Origin of the sequence: Stenotrophomonas sp. STM01 (assembly GCF_014852135.1) — a bacterium.
Classification (GTDB): Bacteria; Pseudomonadota; Gammaproteobacteria; order Xanthomonadales; family Xanthomonadaceae; genus Stenotrophomonas; species Stenotrophomonas capsici.
In genome coordinates this window covers 355,745-371,431 of the sequence record NZ_JACVBA010000001.1, presented here as the reverse complement: position 1 = coordinate 371,431, position 15,687 = coordinate 355,745, and the positions used below count along the sequence as shown (strand labels likewise).

General features: G+C 68.4%; 18 protein-coding genes. 6 read left to right on the top strand and 12 right to left on the bottom strand.

Annotated features, from left to right (window positions below):
* Positions 1-15: 15 nt before the first annotated feature.
* The 7 genes from azu to ccmA form a co-directional block, all read right to left on the bottom strand.
* Entirely contained in the window at positions 16-468 is a 453-nt protein-coding gene (azu, locus tag IB227_RS01615) for an azurin (protein ID WP_192286049.1), read from the bottom strand.
* A 54-nt stretch (positions 469-522) separates the two neighbouring features.
* Entirely contained in the window at positions 523-1,311 is a 789-nt protein-coding gene (locus IB227_RS01610; RefSeq protein WP_192286048.1) for a cytochrome c4, read from the bottom strand.
* Entirely contained in the window at positions 1,308-3,836 is a 2,529-nt protein-coding gene (locus IB227_RS01605) for an MtrB/PioB family outer membrane beta-barrel protein (RefSeq protein WP_192286047.1), read from the bottom strand. The genes IB227_RS01610 and IB227_RS01605 overlap by 4 nt, the downstream gene beginning before the upstream one ends.
* A 12-nt stretch (positions 3,837-3,848) precedes the next feature.
* A complete protein-coding gene (locus IB227_RS01600) occupies positions 3,849-4,892 on the bottom strand; it encodes a DmsE family decaheme c-type cytochrome (RefSeq protein ID WP_313254529.1) in 1,044 nt (347 codons plus the stop codon).
* Positions 4,893-5,021: 129 nt separating this feature from the next.
* Positions 5,022-5,702, bottom strand: a complete 681-nt coding sequence (locus IB227_RS01595; protein ID WP_192286046.1) for a TetR/AcrR family transcriptional regulator — start codon at positions 5,700-5,702, stop codon at positions 5,022-5,024.
* A 51-nt stretch (positions 5,703-5,753) separates the two neighbouring features.
* Complete coding sequence (ccmB, locus tag IB227_RS01590; protein ID WP_192286045.1) at positions 5,754-6,449, bottom strand: heme exporter protein CcmB; 696 nt, start codon at positions 6,447-6,449, stop codon at positions 5,754-5,756.
* Positions 6,446-7,105, bottom strand: a complete 660-nt coding sequence (ccmA, locus tag IB227_RS01585; RefSeq protein ID WP_192286044.1) for a heme ABC exporter ATP-binding protein CcmA — start codon at positions 7,103-7,105, stop codon at positions 6,446-6,448. The genes ccmB and ccmA overlap by 4 nt, the downstream gene beginning before the upstream one ends.
* A gap of 164 nt (positions 7,106-7,269) precedes the next feature.
* Between ccmA and IB227_RS01580 the strand changes: the two genes are divergently transcribed.
* The 4 genes from IB227_RS01580 (at position 7,270) to IB227_RS01565 (ending at position 10,087) form a co-directional block, all read left to right on the top strand.
* On the top strand, positions 7,270-8,418 hold the full coding sequence (locus IB227_RS01580) for a pyridoxal phosphate-dependent aminotransferase (protein WP_192286043.1): 1,149 nt from the start codon (positions 7,270-7,272) through the stop codon (positions 8,416-8,418).
* Between the two features lie 10 nt (positions 8,419-8,428).
* Complete coding sequence (locus IB227_RS01575; RefSeq protein WP_192286042.1) at positions 8,429-8,740, top strand: hypothetical protein; 312 nt, start codon at positions 8,429-8,431, stop codon at positions 8,738-8,740.
* Positions 8,741-8,745: 5 nt separating this feature from the next.
* Positions 8,746-9,561 (top strand): amidohydrolase, encoded by an 816-nt coding sequence (locus IB227_RS01570; protein WP_192286041.1) that lies wholly within the window; start codon positions 8,746-8,748, stop codon positions 9,559-9,561.
* A 91-nt stretch (positions 9,562-9,652) separates the two neighbouring features.
* Positions 9,653-10,087, top strand: coding sequence for a hypothetical protein (locus IB227_RS01565; protein WP_132863035.1), 435 nt, complete (start codon positions 9,653-9,655; stop codon positions 10,085-10,087).
* A 43-nt stretch (positions 10,088-10,130) separates the two neighbouring features.
* On the opposite strand, the gene IB227_RS01560 is transcribed toward IB227_RS01565, so the two are convergent.
* The 5 genes from IB227_RS01560 to IB227_RS01540 all read right to left on the bottom strand — a co-directional run bounded on the left by IB227_RS01560 (position 10,131) and on the right by IB227_RS01540 (position 14,657).
* A complete protein-coding gene (locus IB227_RS01560; protein WP_192286040.1) occupies positions 10,131-10,766 on the bottom strand; it encodes a hypothetical protein in 636 nt (211 codons plus the stop codon).
* 3 nt (positions 10,767-10,769) lie between these two features.
* On the bottom strand, positions 10,770-11,111 hold the full coding sequence (locus IB227_RS01555; RefSeq protein WP_192286039.1) for a type II toxin-antitoxin system prevent-host-death family antitoxin: 342 nt from the start codon (positions 11,109-11,111) through the stop codon (positions 10,770-10,772).
* Between the two features lie 160 nt (positions 11,112-11,271).
* A complete protein-coding gene (locus IB227_RS01550; RefSeq protein WP_192286038.1) occupies positions 11,272-12,897 on the bottom strand; it encodes a pseudouridine synthase in 1,626 nt (541 codons plus the stop codon).
* Positions 12,890-13,741 (bottom strand): SMC-Scp complex subunit ScpB, encoded by an 852-nt coding sequence (scpB, locus tag IB227_RS01545; protein ID WP_192286037.1) that lies wholly within the window; start codon positions 13,739-13,741, stop codon positions 12,890-12,892. Before scpB ends, IB227_RS01550 begins: the two co-directional genes overlap by 8 nt.
* Before the next feature lie 16 nt (positions 13,742-13,757).
* Entirely contained in the window at positions 13,758-14,657 is a 900-nt protein-coding gene (locus tag IB227_RS01540; RefSeq protein ID WP_132863040.1) for a ScpA family protein, read from the bottom strand.
* A 347-nt stretch (positions 14,658-15,004) separates the two neighbouring features.
* Between IB227_RS01540 and IB227_RS01535 the strand changes: the two genes are divergently transcribed.
* On the top strand, positions 15,005-15,304 hold the full coding sequence (locus IB227_RS01535) for a YciI family protein (protein WP_132863041.1): 300 nt from the start codon (positions 15,005-15,007) through the stop codon (positions 15,302-15,304).
* On the top strand, positions 15,301-15,576 hold the full coding sequence (locus tag IB227_RS01530) for a BolA family protein (protein ID WP_192286036.1): 276 nt from the start codon (positions 15,301-15,303) through the stop codon (positions 15,574-15,576). Before IB227_RS01535 ends, IB227_RS01530 begins: the two co-directional genes overlap by 4 nt.
* The last annotated feature ends 111 nt before the right edge of the window (positions 15,577-15,687 follow it).

Here is a 15,687-nt window from a genome sequence, read left to right as displayed (position 1 = left end):
CCGAGGCCCTGCACCTCACCTGAGGGTGACCGTGCCCTTCATCATCGCCGAGTGGCCGGGGAAGCTGCAGAAGAACGACAGCGGCGCGCCGGCGGCGACCAGGCGTGCGACCGGGATCGATACCGTGGTGGACTCCCCGCCGCCGACCACCTTGCTGTGGCCGATGATGCGGCTGTCGCCGGCCTTGAGGTAATCGGCGGCCAGGCCGGCGCGCATGCCGTCGGTGTCGATGCCTGCCATGTCCGAGGTTTTGGCCACCACCACGTTGTGGCCCATGATGTTCTTGGCCATCTTGCCGGTGTGGCTGAGGTTGATGGTGAAGTTGGCACAGCTCCTGGGCACGTCGATGTTGGCGAGGTTGTACTTCATCGCATCGTTGCCCTCCAGGTTCACGGAACAGGTGTCGGCGGCATGGGCGGAGAACGCGCCGCCCACGGCCAGCAGGGCAAGGAAAATACGGGACTTCATCTGCAACTCCTCGGACAGGGGTGGAGCGCCGGAACCCGGCGCGTGGGGCGGGTGTTACTCCTTGAGCGATGACAGCCAGGTGGAAACCGCCTTGATGCTGTCGACATCCAGTTGGCGCCCGATGCCATGCATGACCCGGCTGTTGGTCGAGGCATCGATGGCGTCGTCATGGAACTGCTGCAGGCGGGCCTGCAGGTAGTCGTTCTGCTGTCCGCGCAGGCGCGGGTAGGCCGCATACGGGGCGCGGCCGCTGCGGTCGCGCTGGTCGGCCAACGGATTGCCGCGTGCATCGCTGCCGTGACAGCCCTGGCAGGGTGGGATGCCCTTGGCCGGCTCGCCGTTCATGTAGATGCCCTGTCCGGATGCGGCCAAGGCCGGGTCGATCTCGAGCGGCGGCGCGTCGGCAGGCGGGGGCGGCACGGGCAGGTGCGCGTAGTAGGCCGACAGGTCGCGGATGTCCTGTTCCTCCAGCGATGCCGCCATCGCGGTCATCGGTGACTCGGGCATGCGTCCGCTCTTGTAGGCGTGCAGGCTCCAGTACAGGTAGTCGGCGCGCTGTCCGGCCAGGTTGGGGAACATCGGTGCGATGGCGATGCCTTCGGCGCCATGGCAGGCCGCGCAGACCTCGGCCTTGGCCTTGCCGGCCTGCGCGTCGCCGGCCGGCGCATGGGCGCGGCGCAGGTCGTAGCGGGTTGGTGGCTGCACCGGCGTGCCGGGTTCGGCGACCGGTGCCGGTGCCGGTGGAGGTGGAGGTGGAGGTGTCCCCGCGTCCTGCGGGGCGGCCATGAGCACGGCCTGGGTGCCGGCAACGGCCAGTGCGGTGAGCAGCCAGAGCGCCTTCATAGGGCCACCTCGAACAACATGCCGACCTGGTTGACCTTGTAACTGGAGGGGCCGCCATCGGTATAGACGCGGTGGTCATACACCAGCGTGTCCTCGAAGCCGAAGTAGTGCCAGTCGGAGAGATTGCCGCGCTCCCAGGTATCGAAGAAGCGCAGGCGCATGCGTTCGTTCAACGGGACCGACAGGCCGGCGGTCAGCGAATTGACCCGGTAGACCATCAACGGATAGCCGCCGCTGGCCTGGGCGGCATTGGCCGGCACAGTCAGCGCGTCGGGGGAGGCCATGCGGTAGCGCGTGCGGCCCTTGGAGTAGGTCCAGTTCCAGGCCAGGTCGAGCGTGGCGCGGCCGATGCGGCGGGTGAGGTTCAGCCCGGCGTAGTGGTTGCGCTGGGTGTCGCTCATCCACCAGCGGTTGGCGTCGGGGTAGGTGACGCCGCCCAGGGCCGGATCGGTGCCGGTGGCGTCGTTGACGTTGGCCACGTCCAGCGTGGAGCGGTCGTGCCCGATCCACGCGCTGGTGGTCGTGGCCGGATTGGGCTGCCACTCCCACTGCAGGCTGCTGGCATAGGTGTCCAAGCGCTGGCGGCCGATCTGCGCGTCGTAGTGGTTGCGGTCACCGCGGAACGAGGCATAGACGGTCATGTCGCGCGGCAGGATGAAGGTGGCCATCAGGTCCAGCTTCTGCTGGGTACGCGAGGCGATGTCGTACTTGCGCAAGGCCGAAACGGTGTGCGGGCTCAACGTGTCTTCGCCGGTGAAGCCGGGCAGGGACGAGGAGAAGGTGAACTCGTAGGGGTCGTAGTAGTACCGGCTGCCGCTGCGGTCCAGGTAGGTGTAGTTGGCGCGCAGGGTCAGCCAGTCCAGCGTGCGGTTGTTCCAGCCCAGCTTGATCATGCTGTCGCGGGTGGTGGCGACCTCGCGGTGCGCGCGCTCGATGCGGGTGAAGGTGTAGGTGGCCGAGAGCGTGTTCCTGTTGTCCAGCCGGTAGTCCACGCCGCTGGAGAGCTCGTGGGTTTCCTTGTCCAGGGGCAGGTTGCGGATGCGGGTGAGCACCGAGGAGTTCGCGCCGGGGTCCCAGACCCCCATCTCGCCGGGGACCACGCTGCCCTGCGCGCCGTTCTCGGCGATGTAGCCGTACTGCCCGGTCAACGGGTTGTAGGCCCAATAGGTGCCGGCATAGTCCTCGCGCAGGTAGCGGCCGGTGCTGCGCCAGGTCAGCTTGTCGCTGGGCAGCAGCACCAGGCGCGCGTCCAGCTTCTGGTTGTTGATCGCCAGGTCGGCGCGCTTGCGCGACAGCGCGTCGGTGGTGTTCCAGTTGGCGCAGTCAAAGATGAAGGGCGGCGCCAGGTTCTGGCCGAACTGGCCCTGGCAGTCCATGGGCGCCTGCAGCCGGTCGTTCTGGCGCATGGTGGTCAGCGCCATCGCCAGCGAGAAGTCGCCGTTCCATGCCGGCAGCTTGCGGCTGACGGTGACGCCGAGGCGGTGGTAGTCGTTCTCCGGCTCGTAGGCGAAGGAGCCGGAGTACAGCGCCGGGGTGGATGCGCCGGCCACCGAGTACAGGCCGTATGGCACCTGGTAGTCGTAGGCGCCGTGCGCATTGCGGAAGAACGAGCCGGTGTAGTTGAAGTCGCTGCGCCAGACGTTGCCGACGAAGCGGAAGCCTCCCATCACGTTCATCGTGCTGTCGTCGATCGGGCGTGGGATCTCGTAGATGCCGCCATTGGCCGGGAACGGGTAGTTGAAGAAGAACGGGCCGCCGAACGGCCGCGCGCCCTTGCGTTCCTCGTGGGTCAGGCTGGCATAGCCGGTCCAGCGCGGGTTGAGCAGGTAGTTGATGCTCACGCCTTGCTTGTCGCGCACCACGCTGAGGGTGGTGAAGGGCTGTGCCGCCGACAGGGCTGCCACCTGCGCGGGCGTACTGCCGGCGGCGGTCAAGCCGGGTTTCAAGGTCAGGTGGGCAGTGCCAACACCGTCCCAGATCGAACGCGCATTGCCACTGAGCACGTTGGGGGTGCTGCGCACGAAGGCCTGCACCTTGTAGCGGCCGGCCTGGCCGAACACCGCGCGGTAGTACTGGTTGTCGCGCTCCAGCCGGCTCAGCCGGACGTCGGCATAGCTGCCGTCGGCCGCGCGCTTGAGGCTGAAGTTGGCCTGCAGGATCAGGCCGTCGTCCGGGTCGCGGAAGCGCCGCCAGTGGGTATTGGCCTCGTCACCGCTGACGTGCAGGTAGCCCAGCCCGACGTTGCCGCTGTAGGTCCAGCCATTGTCGCCGAGCGGTTTTTCGGTGGGCATGTGCGGGGCACAGCCGTACAGGAACCCGGTCGGGGTGCGCTTGGGCTCGGCGCTCAGCCAACTGGCGCCATCCGGATCGCAGCCGTCCCAGCCGATGCGGCCGCTGGGGTCCAGCCAGTTGCCGAACTGCAGGTCGATGCCGGCGCCACTGTCCTGGGCCTGCGCCAGGCCACCGAGCAACGCCAGCGACAGCAAGGACCAGCGGCAGGTGCGCGAACGTTTCCGTGTGCACATGTCCTTCTCCCGTTACTTGTGCAGACGTGGGCCGGAGGGGTGGTTGGAGCCGTGTACCTGGGCGTGGCAGGTGATGCAGCCGCGTCCCATCAGGCGCTCGTCCGGCGTCATCGCGCCGCCGAGCGAGATTTCGGTCTGCAGGTCGTTGGGGTGACGGGTGTGCGAATGGCATTGCTGGCACAGCATCGGGATCGGCGCGACCAGCAGGGCATGCTGGTTGGAGCCGTGGACCTGATGGCAGTTCAGGCAGCTTTCGCGCACCGGCGCGTGTTCGAACAGGAAGGGGCCGCGCTTCTCGGCGTGGCACTGGTAGCAGGTCTCGTTGACGGTGTCGGTCTTGAGCAGGGTGGCGTTGAGCGTGCCGTGCGGGTTGTGGCAGTCCACGCAGCTGATCGCGCCTTCCGGCAGCGGCATGTGCGAGCGGCGGTTGAACTGTTGGCGGATGTCCTTGTGACAGGTGGCGCAGGTTTCGCTGACCGATTGCTTGGCGGTCAGCCCTTCGGCCGAGAACTTCTGCATCGGGTTGTGGCAATCGCTGCACGACAGGTCGTTGCGCTGGTGGATCGAGCCCAGCCAGGCGTCACGCGGGCCACCGGCATGGCACCCCAGGCAGCTTTCGGTCTGGTTGGCCACCGGTGTGCCGCCCTCGTGGCTGAAGGCGATGATCGCCCCCTTCTGGGTGGGGTTGGCGGCATGCACCGAGCCTGGGCCATGGCAGGCCTCGCAGGTGGCGGTGGCCGGATTGGCGGCCAGGGCGACCTGCATGCCGGCCGCATGCGCGGTGTGGGCGAAGTTGCCGCTCTCCTGGCTGTGGCAGGCAGTGCAGACCTGCTGGCCGACCGCCTTGGCATCGGGGTGGGCCAGGTTGCGCGCGGGTACCGCGTCGGCAAAACCGGGCGGGGCACTGAAACCGTGGCCGGACTGGGTGGAGGCGAAATGGGTTTCAGGCAGCTTGACCGCCTGCCCGGATGCGTCCGCCTTGACCGGCGCGAGCCATGCAACCGATACCAACACCGCGGTCGCGACGAGCATCAACAATGCCAGATAGACCCGCACGTTCCCCTCCTTGTGTTGCCCCTGCCGACGGGTGGGTGGCAACGCTGGTGAGTGCAGCGTAATTACGGTTACGCCCTAATTTCGTGACGGGGTTCGCTGCGGTCAAGCTGCAACGCAGCAAGCTGGGGTTCAGCTTCGGGGCAGGGCGCCTGCGACGAACAGGCGGACGGCCAGGCGGGCCTGCTGTTTGGCGCGCGGGATGTCGTCCGGGCTCATGCGGCCGTTGGTGGAGCGGAGGATCACCCCGCCGATGACCATCATGTAGAACAGGTGCGCCGAACGCTCCGGGTCTTCCAGGTACAAGCGGCCGGCGTCGGTCTCGCGCCGGAAGTAGCGGCTCAAGCGCGCCTCCATGGGCTCGATGCCATGAGCCTGGAACCAGTCGCGCAGTTCCGGCAGGCGCATGCCTTCGGAGATCACCACGCGGTGGCAGGCGATCCGCGAAGGGGTGAGGGTCTCCTCGACCATCAGGTACGCGGCCTGTTCCAGGGCCTGTTCCGGCGGCAGCGAGGACTGTGCCAACTCGTCCAGGCTACGGCCGAAGTTGTCGATGCTGCGCTCCATCAGCGCATGCACCAGCCCGACCTTGTCGCCGAAGGCACGATACAGGGTGGCCATCGAGCCGCCGGCGCGCTTGACGATGTCCGACAACCGCGCGGCCTGGTAGCCCTTCTCGTTGAATACCTCGGTGGCGGCGTCCAGGAATTTCTCCACCCGCAGTTCACCGCGACGCTGCAGTTCGACCGCAGGGCGCGGAGGCAGGCTGGGTTTGGCGGTGGGGGAAGACTCTGGAGACAGCCGGTCGGTCATGTGATCGCTGCTATTCAGTGAGAACGAGCGAAAGGATAGCGCCGTTTGCGGTTACGAGTTCGCGATCCGGATCGCAGCCGCGGCGGTCAGCGGGGCCAGCAACGCGGCGACGACCAGCCCGGCGCCGAGCATCAGCAGCGCGCCGCCCGGGTCCAGTCCCTGGGCCGCGGCCGATACCGCGCCGGCCCCGAAAACCAGCACCGGCACGTACAGCGGCAGGACCAGCAGGGCCAGCAGGATGCCGGCCCGGCGCATGCCCACGGTCAGTGCCGCGACCACCGCACCGAGCAGGCTCAGCAGTGGGGTGCCCAGTGCCAGGGAGGTCACGAGCACTGGCAATTGGGCAGCGGGCAAGTGCATCAATTCGGCCAGCAGCGGGCTGACCAGCACCAGCGGGAAGGCCGTGGTCAGCCAGTGCGAGAACACCCGCACGGCCACCAGCCAGGCCAGCGGCACCGGTGCAAGCAGCCATTGCTCCAGCGAGCCGTCCTCGGCGTCGCTGCGGAACAGGGTATCCAGCGACAGCAGGCCGGCCAGCAGGATCGCCAGCCACAGCACCGCGGAGGCCACGCCCTGCAACTGCCTTTCCTCCCCGCCCATGGCCAGCGCGAACAAGGCCACCACCAGCAGGGCGAACAGCACCGGTTGCGCGGCATCGCCGCGGCGCCGCCACAGCAGCCGCAGATCGCGCGCCAGCAAGGCGCGGGCGGCGGTGAACAGGGTGGGCTGGGGACCGGGCAGGCTCATGCGGCGTCCTCGTTCCCGGGCGCGCGGCCCAGCACCAGGGTGCGGTTGCGCACCGGCGGGGCGGCGTAGGCGCCGTGGGTGGTGACCAGGGCGGCGCCGCCGCTGCGCAGGTGGGCGGAAATCATGCGGTTGACCAGGTTGATGCCATCCAGGTCGAGGTTGGCGTAGGGCTCGTCGAGCAGCCACAGCGGTGCCGGCGACAGCCAGATGCGGGCCAGTGCCAGCCGCTTCTTCTGGCCGGCGGAGAGCTGGCGTACCAGAGTGTCCTCGTAACCGGCCAGGCCGACGATGGCCAGCGCGTTGCCGGGCATCTGGCGGGCGCGGCGGCCCTGCAGCCCGCACAGGAAATGCAGGTTCTCCAGCGTGCCCAGGTCCTGCTTGAGCGCGGTGAGGTGGCTCAGGTAGGCGATGTAGCGCGAGCGGTCCTGGGCCTTGGCCGGGCGGCCATCGATTTCGATCTGGCCGGCGTCCGGGTGCAGCAGGCCCGCCAGCACCCGCAGCAAGGTGGTCTTGCCGGCGCCGTTGCTGCCCTGCACGAGCAGGGCTTCGCCGGCATCCACGTGCAGATCCAGGGGGCCGAACACCGGGTCGTCATTGCGGGTGAAACGCAGGCCACGTGCGGCGAGCAGTGGCGGTGTGTTCGGCGAGTCGGTCATTGGATCGGGCGCTTCCGTCCTTGGGTGGGAGCGCAGGCAGGCTGGCGCATCGGGGCCGGGCATTATAGACCCGGCCCCTCATGCGGTTGGGTCATGGCCGGAACGGCACCGTTGCCATCGGCATTGCGTAAACTCGCGGTTTTCCCCCTGGTGTGTACGTACTGATGCAACCGCAGACCAAGCTGCCCAAGGTGGGCACCACCATCTTCACCGTGATGTCGCAGATGGCCGCCGAGCACGGCGCCGTCAACCTGGGCCAGGGCTTTCCCGATTTCCCGGCACCGCAGCGCCTGATCGACGAGACCGCCAAGGCCATGCGCGAGGGGTTCAACCAGTACGCGCCGATGACCGGCGTGGCGCCCCTGCGCCAGGCCATCGCGCAGAAGGCACTGGACTGCTATGGCGCGCAGGTCGACCCGGACAGCGAGATCACTGTCACCTCCGGCGGCACCGAGGCCATCTTCAATGCCATCCATGCGGTGGTGCGGGCCGGCGAGGAAGTGATCGTGCTCGACCCGGCCTACGACTGCTACGAGCCTGCCATCGATCTGGCCGGCGCGCGGGCCGTGCACGTCGCGCTGGATCCGCAGACCTTCGCGGTGGACTGGGACAAGGTGCGCGCGGCGATCACGCCCAGGACCCGCATGCTGATGGTCAACACCCCGCACAACCCGTCCGGCGCGATGCTGTCGGCGCAGGACATGCAGGCGTTGATCGAGGTGCTGCGCGGCACCGACATCTACCTGGTCTCCGACGAGGTCTACGAGCACATCATCTATGACGGTGCCCGCCACGAATCGGCGCTGCGCTACCCGGAGCTGCGCGAACGCGCCTTCGTCATCTCCAGCTTCGGCAAGACCTACCACTGCACCGGCTGGAAGATCGGCTACGCGATCGCACCGCCGGCGTTGACCGCCGAGTTCCGCAAGGTGCACCAGTACAACACCTTCACCACCTACAGCCCGGCGCAGTACGGCTTTGCCGCGATGATCCGCGACGAGCCCGAGCACCACCTGGAGCTGGGTGCGTTCTACCAGGCCAAGCGCGACCGCTTCCGCGCGCAGTTGCTGACCACGCGCCTGAAGCCGCTGCCGGTGCCGGGAGGCTACTTCCAGCTGGTCGATTACTCGGCCATCAGCGACCTGCCGGACCATGAGTTCGTGAAGTGGCTGACCATCGAGAAGGGCGTCACCGCGATCCCGCTGTCGCCGTTCTACGAAACCCCGCCAGCCGGGCAGCGCCTGGTGCGGCTGTGCTTCGCCAAGAACGACGCCACCCTGGACGCGGCCATCGCGCGCCTGCAGGCGCTCTGAGGCGGCCGGCGTGGGTGTGGGCCAGTGGCTGTTCTGCGTGCTGTTCGGCGGCTTCCTGGCCGCCGTGGCCCTGCGCGGCTGGCTGTTCTTCTCGGTCGTGCAGGACGGGCTGCGCGCGCGCGCGGTGGCGGTGGATGACGGCTGGTTGGCCGTGCGCGGCAGCTTCAGCCGCTACACCCGGACCTACCTGGCGCTGCTCGATGCCCAGGAGCGGCGCCAGCCGCGCAATCGATGGGTCGCCCGGCTGCAGTGGCTGGTGCCGCTGCTGGGCGCCGGCATGGCACTTGGCGCGATCTTCGCTTCTTCGCTTACAGGACAATGACGATCATGCAGGACCTCCGTATCTCGCTCGTGCAGGGCGACACCCGCTGGCACGACCCGGCCGGCAACCGCGTGCACTACGCCGCGTTGCTGGCGCCGTTGGCCGGCAGCACCGACCTGGTGATCCTGCCGGAAACCTTCACCAGCGGCTTCTCCAACGACGCCATCGACAAGGCCGAGGGCATGGACGGGCCGACGGTGGCGTGGATCGTGGAGCAGGCGCGCGCGCTGGGCGCGGCGGTCACCGGCAGCGTGCAGCTGCGTGAGGGTGGCGCCGTCCATAACCGCCTGCTGTGGGCCACGCCCGATGGCCAGCTGCAGTACTACGACAAGCGCCACCTGTTCCGCTACGCCGGCGAGCACAAGCGCTATGCGGCGGGCAACGAACGCCTGAGCGTCGAATTGAAGGGATGGCGGATCAATCCGCAGATCTGCTACGACCTGCGCTTCCCGGTGTTCTGCCGCAACCGCTACGACGTGGAGCGCGCCGGGCAGATGGACTTCGACCTGCAGATCTTCGTCGCCAACTGGCCCTCAGCACGCGCCTATGCGTGGCAGACGCTGGCGCGCGCGCGGGCGATCGAGAACCTGTGCTACGTGGCCGTGGTCAACCGCGTCGGCGTGGACGGCAATGGTCTGCACTATTCGGGTGACAGCGCGGTGATCGACTTCCTCGGCCAGCCGCAGCTGGAAATCCGCGAGCGCGAGCAGGTGGTGACCACGACGATCTCGGCGCAGGCCCTGGCGGCCCATCGCGAACGCTTCCCGGCGATGCTGGACGCGGACGACTTCACCCTGGCCGGGCCGGTCGTGGCTCGCTGAACGCACGCACGGCCACGATCGCGGCCGCCATGCGCACGCCTCGGGCCGGCTGCTAGGCTCGGCCCGGGTTCACGCAACCGAAGGAGCAACCATGAAGAAGATGACCGCTGCGCTGTTGCTGTTGGCCGCCGTCGGGCTGGCCCCGGCCGCGCAGGCCGCCGGCAACATCGATTGCGAGCTGCACTACAACCTCACGGGGTGGTCGGCGTTCTACAAGACTTCGCAGGGCACCGGCACCATCACCTGCGACAACGGCGCCAGCATCCCGGTGAAGATCTCCGCCAAGGGCGGCGGCCTGACCGTGGGACGCACCACCATCACCGATGGGCGCGGCAGGTTCACCGGCGCCTATGCATTGAATGACCTGCTTGGCACCTATGCAGCGGCCGAAGTGCATGCCAGTGCGTCGCGTGCCAGCGATGCGCAGGTGATGACCAAGGGGGACATCTCGCTGGCGCTGGCCGGTACCGGTCGTGGCTGGAGCCTGGGCATCGGTTTCGGCAAGTTCGTGATCGAGCGCCGCTGAGTCCTGGAACCACGATGCCCGGCCCTGCGGCCGGGCGTCGAGATCATTCGTCGACGGCGACCGGGAACGCCTTCAACGCTGCCCATACGATGGGCTTGGCCCATTCGGGTACCTGCGCGAACTCCTCCTGCGTGGCGGGGCAGAGGATCTGGCCGCGTTCCACTTCCAGCACCAGCAACGGCTCGACCTGGCCATCGGCATCGGCGGGGCGGCTATTGTCGTAGACGTGCAGTGCGGTCAGGTGCGGGAGCAGCTCGATCAGGTTCATGCGTGAGCTGTCGAAGCGCTGGCGGATCTTGCCTTCGGGGATGTCGTGGCCACCATTGGCCACGCGCTCGGCCACGCGCTGCAGGTGCAGCTCGACGTTCTCCAGTCCGCAGAACCAGATGCTGACTTCATGTCGTGCGCTGGCTTCACGCAACAGGGCAGGGATGGTGTTCGCGCCCAGCGTGGTTTCGAAGGCGTAGTCGACGTCATCGGCCATGGCCGTGCGCAGGCGGCGGGTGCCCTCCTGCCAGGCGGTGGCATTGGCTTCATCCAATGGCCATCCGCGTTCGACCAGTTGCCGGGTGAACGCATCGGGGTTGAACCAGGTGGCGCCGTCCTCGGCCAGCATCATGCCCAGCAGCGAACTCTTGCCGGCGCCATTGACGCCGGCCAGGACAAGGATCCGTGCCATCGGTCAGAGCGACTTGCCCAGCCGGATCCTGCGGCCACGACGGGCCGGTCGCGCCAATGCCCTGGCCAGGCTGCCGTCCTGCAGGGAGGACAGGTGCGCATCGAACTCGGCCTGCAGCGCCTGCAGTGACTGCGCGCGCTGGGCGCCGGCGGAATGGCCGTTGGCCTGGTCCACCAGACGCTGGTACTCCTCGGCCGAGACCACCACCGCCTGCGGATGATTGTGGTTGGTGATCACCACCGCACCGCTGCGGAGCACCTTGCGCATCAGGTCCGGCCAACCCTTGGCCTTGACGTCGCTGGCGGGCGTCTTTTCCAGATCCAGCAGATTCAGGGAGAGGTCCATGGCGGCATCCGGCAGGGGAGTAAGGGGAAAATATCCCAAAATTACCATTTTGGGTACTTTCCCGGCGCCAGCGTTCAGGCGGGCGAGGGGCGGCTGAACGCAGAACGCCCGGCGCGGGGCCGGGCGTTCGGGTCATGCCAGGGGGAGACTCCTTGCGGAATCAGCCGCCACGCGGGCCGCGGCCACCGCCACCGGGACGGCCGCCACCCGGGCGACCGGCGCCGCCGGGGCGATTGCCACCCGGACGCGGGCCGCCGGCCGGACGGCCTGCGCCGCCGGGACGGTTGCCACCCGGGCGCGGACCGCCGGCAGGGCGGTTGCCGGCCGGACGTGCGCCATACGGGTTGAAGCCCGGGTTGGCGTGGTCGGACGGGAAGCTCGGGGCGTTGCCCGGGTGGCCATAGGGGTGCTTGCGCTGGCCCTGGCCGGCACCCTGGCCGGCACCACCACCGCCCTGCGGGCGGCCCTGGCCACCGGCGGCACCACGGCCGGCGCCACCGGCGCCCGGACGCGGCTTGTTGCCGTACGGCCGTGCCTGGCCATCCGCGCCACCGCGGCCCGGACCCCGGTTGCCACCGGGACCGGCATTGCGGTGGCCGGTCGGGCCGGTGCTCACGCCATCGGGCACGTACCAGGTGCGGAACGCGGCCGGGTTGCCTTCCGGCAGGCCACGGTCGCCCTTGGGGGCCTTGCGCTGCTTGAACGGCTTCTGCGACTGCTTGGCCGCCGCTTCGCCGCTGACGGTCAGGCCGCCCTTGAAGCCGCCGCCCTTGCCACCACGGCCACGGCCGCGGTCTTCGCGCAGGGTGTCGAAGCGGCGCAGTTCGCGGCCTTCGTCGGCGGTGTTGTGGCCGTTGACGTAGGCATTGCCGCGGCCGCCGTCGCGCGCGACGCGCACGGTGGTCTTGGCGGCCTTGCGCTGGCCGATCACCGGCTGCAGCGTCAGCGCCGACGGGGTGCCTTCCTCCAGCTTCAACTGGCTGCGCAGGGCTTCAACCTGCGGGCTGGGCAGTTCCACCGACTGGCCGCGCAGCAGTTCGCGCGGCAGTTCGATCTTGCCGTAGCGGGTGCGCTTGAGGCGGCTGACCTGGCAGCCCTGCGATTCCCACAGGCGGCGCACTTCGCGGTTGCGGCCTTCCTTGACGACCACGCGGAACCAGTCGTGCGAATCGGTGCCGCCGATGCGTTCGATCTCGTCGAACTTGGCCGGGCCGTCTTCCAGCGCCACGCCGCGGGCGAGGCGGTCGACGATGTTGTCGGGCACCTTCTCCTCGCCTTCCGGGGCGCGCACGCGCACCACGTACTCGCGCTCGACCTCGAAGGAGGGATGCATCATGGCGTTGGCCAGCTCGCCGTCGGTGGTGAGCAGCAGCAGGCCGGTGGTGTTGATGTCCAGGCGGCCGATGGCGATCCAGCGCGCGCCCTTGAGCGGCGGCAGCGACTCGAACACGGTCGGGCGGCCTTCGGGGTCTTCGCGGGTGGTCACTTCGCCTTCGGGCTTGTTGTAGACCAGTACGCGCGACGGGTCGGTCAGCGCGCTGGCCACGAAGCTGCGGCCGTCCAGGTCGATCTTGTCGCCGCTCTTGACCGACATGCCGGTCTGGGCGGTTTCACCGTTGACCTTGACCAGGCCATCGGCGATGCGCTGTTCCAGCGCACGGCGCGAGCCCAGCCCGGCCTGGGCCAGGACCTTGTGCAGGCGCTCTTCGAGCTTGGGCTGTTCGGTGCTGGCTTCGCGCTTGAGCGAGAGCTTGTTCAACGACAGCTTGCGAGGGGTGTCACTCATCAGTTTTGCTCCGGCCGGCGTTTTCCGCGTCGGCCTCTGGGTCGGAATCGGCTACGTCAACAGCCACGGTCGTCGTCGCGACGGCGTTGTCTTCGGTTTGTTCCACTTCCGCCGCGCGCTCTCCCGGCGCGGCGTCGGGTTCGCCCGTGAGGGCGGTGGTGCCTGCCGTGGCGCCGGCATCCGGGGATGCCTGCGCCGCAGCGGTATCAGGGGTGTTGCGTTCGCCGGCCTCGGCGCCATCCGGGGTGGCGGCGCCTGCGCTCAGCGGTGCCGCTGGCTGGCCGTCGCCATCCAGCGGGAGTTGCGGTTCCAGCTCGCCGATGTCACGCAGTTCGGACAGCGGCGGCAGTTCGTCCAGGCGCTTGAGCCCGAAGTAGTCCAGGAAGCCCTTGGTGGTGCCGAACAGGGCTGGCTTGCCCGGGACATCACGGTGGCCGACCACGCGGATCCATTCGCGTTCTTCCAGCGCCTGGATGATGTTGCTGCTGACCGCCACGCCACGCACCTGCTCGATCTCGCCGCGGGTGATGGGCTGGCGGTAGGCGATCAGCGCCAGGGTTTCCAGGGTGGCGCGGGTATAGCGGGTCTTGCGCTCGGTCCATAGCCGGGACACCCAGCCGTGCACCTCGTTGGTGATCTGGAAGCGGAAGCCGGAGGCCACCTCGACCAGTTCGACGCCACGGCCGGCGCAGCCTTCGCGCAGCAGTTCCAGCGCGCGCTCGACGCTGCCCGGCGGGGCCGGCTCGTCCTCCGGAAACAGGCCCTGCAACTGTGCCAGGGTCAGCGGCTGGCTGGAGGCCAGCAGCGCACCTTCGACGATACGGTTGATCAGCGGTTGATCCATGCGTTGGCTTGTAGGCTCAGGCGGGGTCGTTGTCGGCGTCATCGAACTCGCTGGAGAACGCCAGCGGTGCGTTGGTGTTGCCGGCGGCCAGGGACTTGACGTAGATCGGGGCGAGCGGTGCTTCCTGCACGATGTCCAGCAGCTGCTCCTTGGCCAGTTCCAGCATCGCCAGGAAGGTGACCAGTACGCCGAGCTTGCCTTCCTCGGCGGTGAACAGCGTTTCGAAACGGTAGAACCGGCCATCCTCCAGGCGCGCGAGCATGTCGCCCATGCGCTGGCGTACGCTCAGTGCCTCGCGCTTGATGGCGTGGCCGCTGAACAGCTCGGCGCGCTTGAGGACCTCGTGCAGCGCCAGCAGCATTTCCTTCAGCTCCACCGGCGGCGGCAGCTTGACGGCGGCGCGCTCCGGCACGAAGGCATGGGCCAGGCTGGTGTCGCGGTCCTGGCGGGGCAGGGCATCGATGTCCTCGGCGGCCTGCTTGAAGCGCTCGTACTCCTGCAGGCGGCGGACCAGCTCGGCGCGCGGGTCGGCTTCCTCGCCTTCCACGCTGGGCGGGCGCGGCAGCAGCATGCGCGATTTCACCTCGGCCAGGATCGCGGCCATCACCAGGTACTCGGCGGCCAGCTCGAAGCGCAGTTCCTGCATCACGTTGATGTAATCAACGTATTGCCGGGTGATCTCGGCCACCGGGATGTCCAGGATGTCCAGGTTCTGGCGGCGGATCAGGTACAGCAGCAGGTCGAGCGGGCCTTCGAAGGCGTCCAGGATGACTTCCAGCGCGTCCGGCGGGATGTACAGGTCCTGCGGGATCTGCAATACCGGCTGGCCATGCACCATCGCCAGCGGCATTTCCTGCTGCTGCGGGGCGTGAGGCGGCGCTGGCGGGTTCGCGTCGTGCGCGAGTTCGGAAGTCATCAGGTCGACATCGGGGTATAGCGAGCCGTACGCATGCCGGGTTCGCGCCCGGCTAGGTTCCTGCCCTTGTATTGCGAGCCATGCGCGCTTGCCTGGCGCGATTCCACACATCAACAACAAGGCGCGCCGCAGAAGGTGCGGCAACGTCATTACGAGGAGGTCGTCTACGCGGTCCGGGAGTGATGTGCTTCGGTCAACGAGCGGGGCCGGGAGCCTTCCGCTGCACCGAGCCGCTACAGGCCGTCTGCGTGCAAGACTAAAGAGTAATCGCCGGGACCGGCCGATGTCCAGCGTTCTGGCGCTAGACTTGTGGTCGATCCATTCAGCGGACAAGGAGTGATGGCCCGGTGTGGTACGTAATCGAAGGGTATGACGGCGAGCAGGTGCTGGCCCAGCGGATGGCGGCACGCGGTGCCCATCTGGAGCGGCTCAAGGCCTTGCTTGACCAGGGGAGACTGCTTTTGGCCGGTCCTTGTCCTGCCATTGACGCCGAGGACCCCGGCCCGGCCGGCTTCAGCGGCAGCGTGGTGATCGCCAGTTTCGAGGACCAGGCCGCGGCGCGGGCCTGGGCCGACGCCGACCCGTACGTGGCGGCAGGCGTGTATACCCGGGTGGACGTCCGTCCGTTCCGCAAGGTGCTGCCATGAACCGGGTCGAGCAGATCCGCTCGGCCCTGCAGGCCGCCTTCCACCCGGACCTGCTGGAGGTGGAGGATGACAGCCATCGCCATGCCGGCCACGCCGGCGCCCGTGACGGGCGGGGCCATTTCAACGTGACCGTGGTCAGTGCCGCCTTTGCCGGCAAGGGCCCGTTGGCCCGTCACCGCGCGGTCTACGCGGCCGTGGGCGAGATGATGCAGACCGATATCCATGCGCTGTCGATCAAGGCGCTGACGCCGGCCGAGGCCGCGGGCAGCTGAACGTCGCGGTCGGTACCTGGCCGGGACAGCCGATGTCCCGGTTCATTTCGGGCGGCATTACAAAAGGTTTACAAACGCCAGTGAAAACGTTTACATTCCGCGCAACCCCGG

Bases quoted from the DNA above. Each gene is read 5' to 3' on its own strand.
- azu (WP_192286049.1), bottom strand. From the start codon at position 468: ATGAAGTCCCGTATTTTCCTTGCCCTGCTGGCCGTGGGCGGCGCGTTC.
- IB227_RS01610 (WP_192286048.1), bottom strand. From the start codon at position 1,311: ATGAAGGCGCTCTGGCTGCTCACCGCACTGGCCGTTGCCGGCACCCAG.
- IB227_RS01605 (WP_192286047.1), bottom strand. From the start codon at position 3,836: ATGTGCACACGGAAACGTTCGCGCACCTGCCGCTGGTCCTTGCTGTCG.
- IB227_RS01595 (WP_192286046.1), bottom strand. From the start codon at position 5,702: ATGACCGACCGGCTGTCTCCAGAGTCTTCCCCCACCGCCAAACCCAGC.
- ccmB (WP_192286045.1), bottom strand. From the start codon at position 6,449: ATGAGCCTGCCCGGTCCCCAGCCCACCCTGTTCACCGCCGCCCGCGCC.
- ccmA (WP_192286044.1), bottom strand. From the start codon at position 7,105: ATGACCGACTCGCCGAACACACCGCCACTGCTCGCCGCACGTGGCCTG.
- IB227_RS01580 (WP_192286043.1), top strand. From the start codon at position 7,270: ATGCAACCGCAGACCAAGCTGCCCAAGGTGGGCACCACCATCTTCACC.
- IB227_RS01570 (WP_192286041.1), top strand. From the start codon at position 8,746: ATGCAGGACCTCCGTATCTCGCTCGTGCAGGGCGACACCCGCTGGCAC.
- IB227_RS01565 (WP_132863035.1), top strand. From the start codon at position 9,653: ATGAAGAAGATGACCGCTGCGCTGTTGCTGTTGGCCGCCGTCGGGCTG.
- IB227_RS01560 (WP_192286040.1), bottom strand. From the start codon at position 10,766: ATGGCACGGATCCTTGTCCTGGCCGGCGTCAATGGCGCCGGCAAGAGT.
- IB227_RS01555 (WP_192286039.1), bottom strand. From the start codon at position 11,111: ATGGACCTCTCCCTGAATCTGCTGGATCTGGAAAAGACGCCCGCCAGC.
- IB227_RS01550 (WP_192286038.1), bottom strand. From the start codon at position 12,897: ATGAGTGACACCCCTCGCAAGCTGTCGTTGAACAAGCTCTCGCTCAAG.
- scpB (WP_192286037.1), bottom strand. From the start codon at position 13,741: ATGGATCAACCGCTGATCAACCGTATCGTCGAAGGTGCGCTGCTGGCC.
- IB227_RS01540 (WP_132863040.1), bottom strand. From the start codon at position 14,657: ATGACTTCCGAACTCGCGCACGACGCGAACCCGCCAGCGCCGCCTCAC.
- IB227_RS01530 (WP_192286036.1), top strand. From the start codon at position 15,301: ATGAACCGGGTCGAGCAGATCCGCTCGGCCCTGCAGGCCGCCTTCCAC.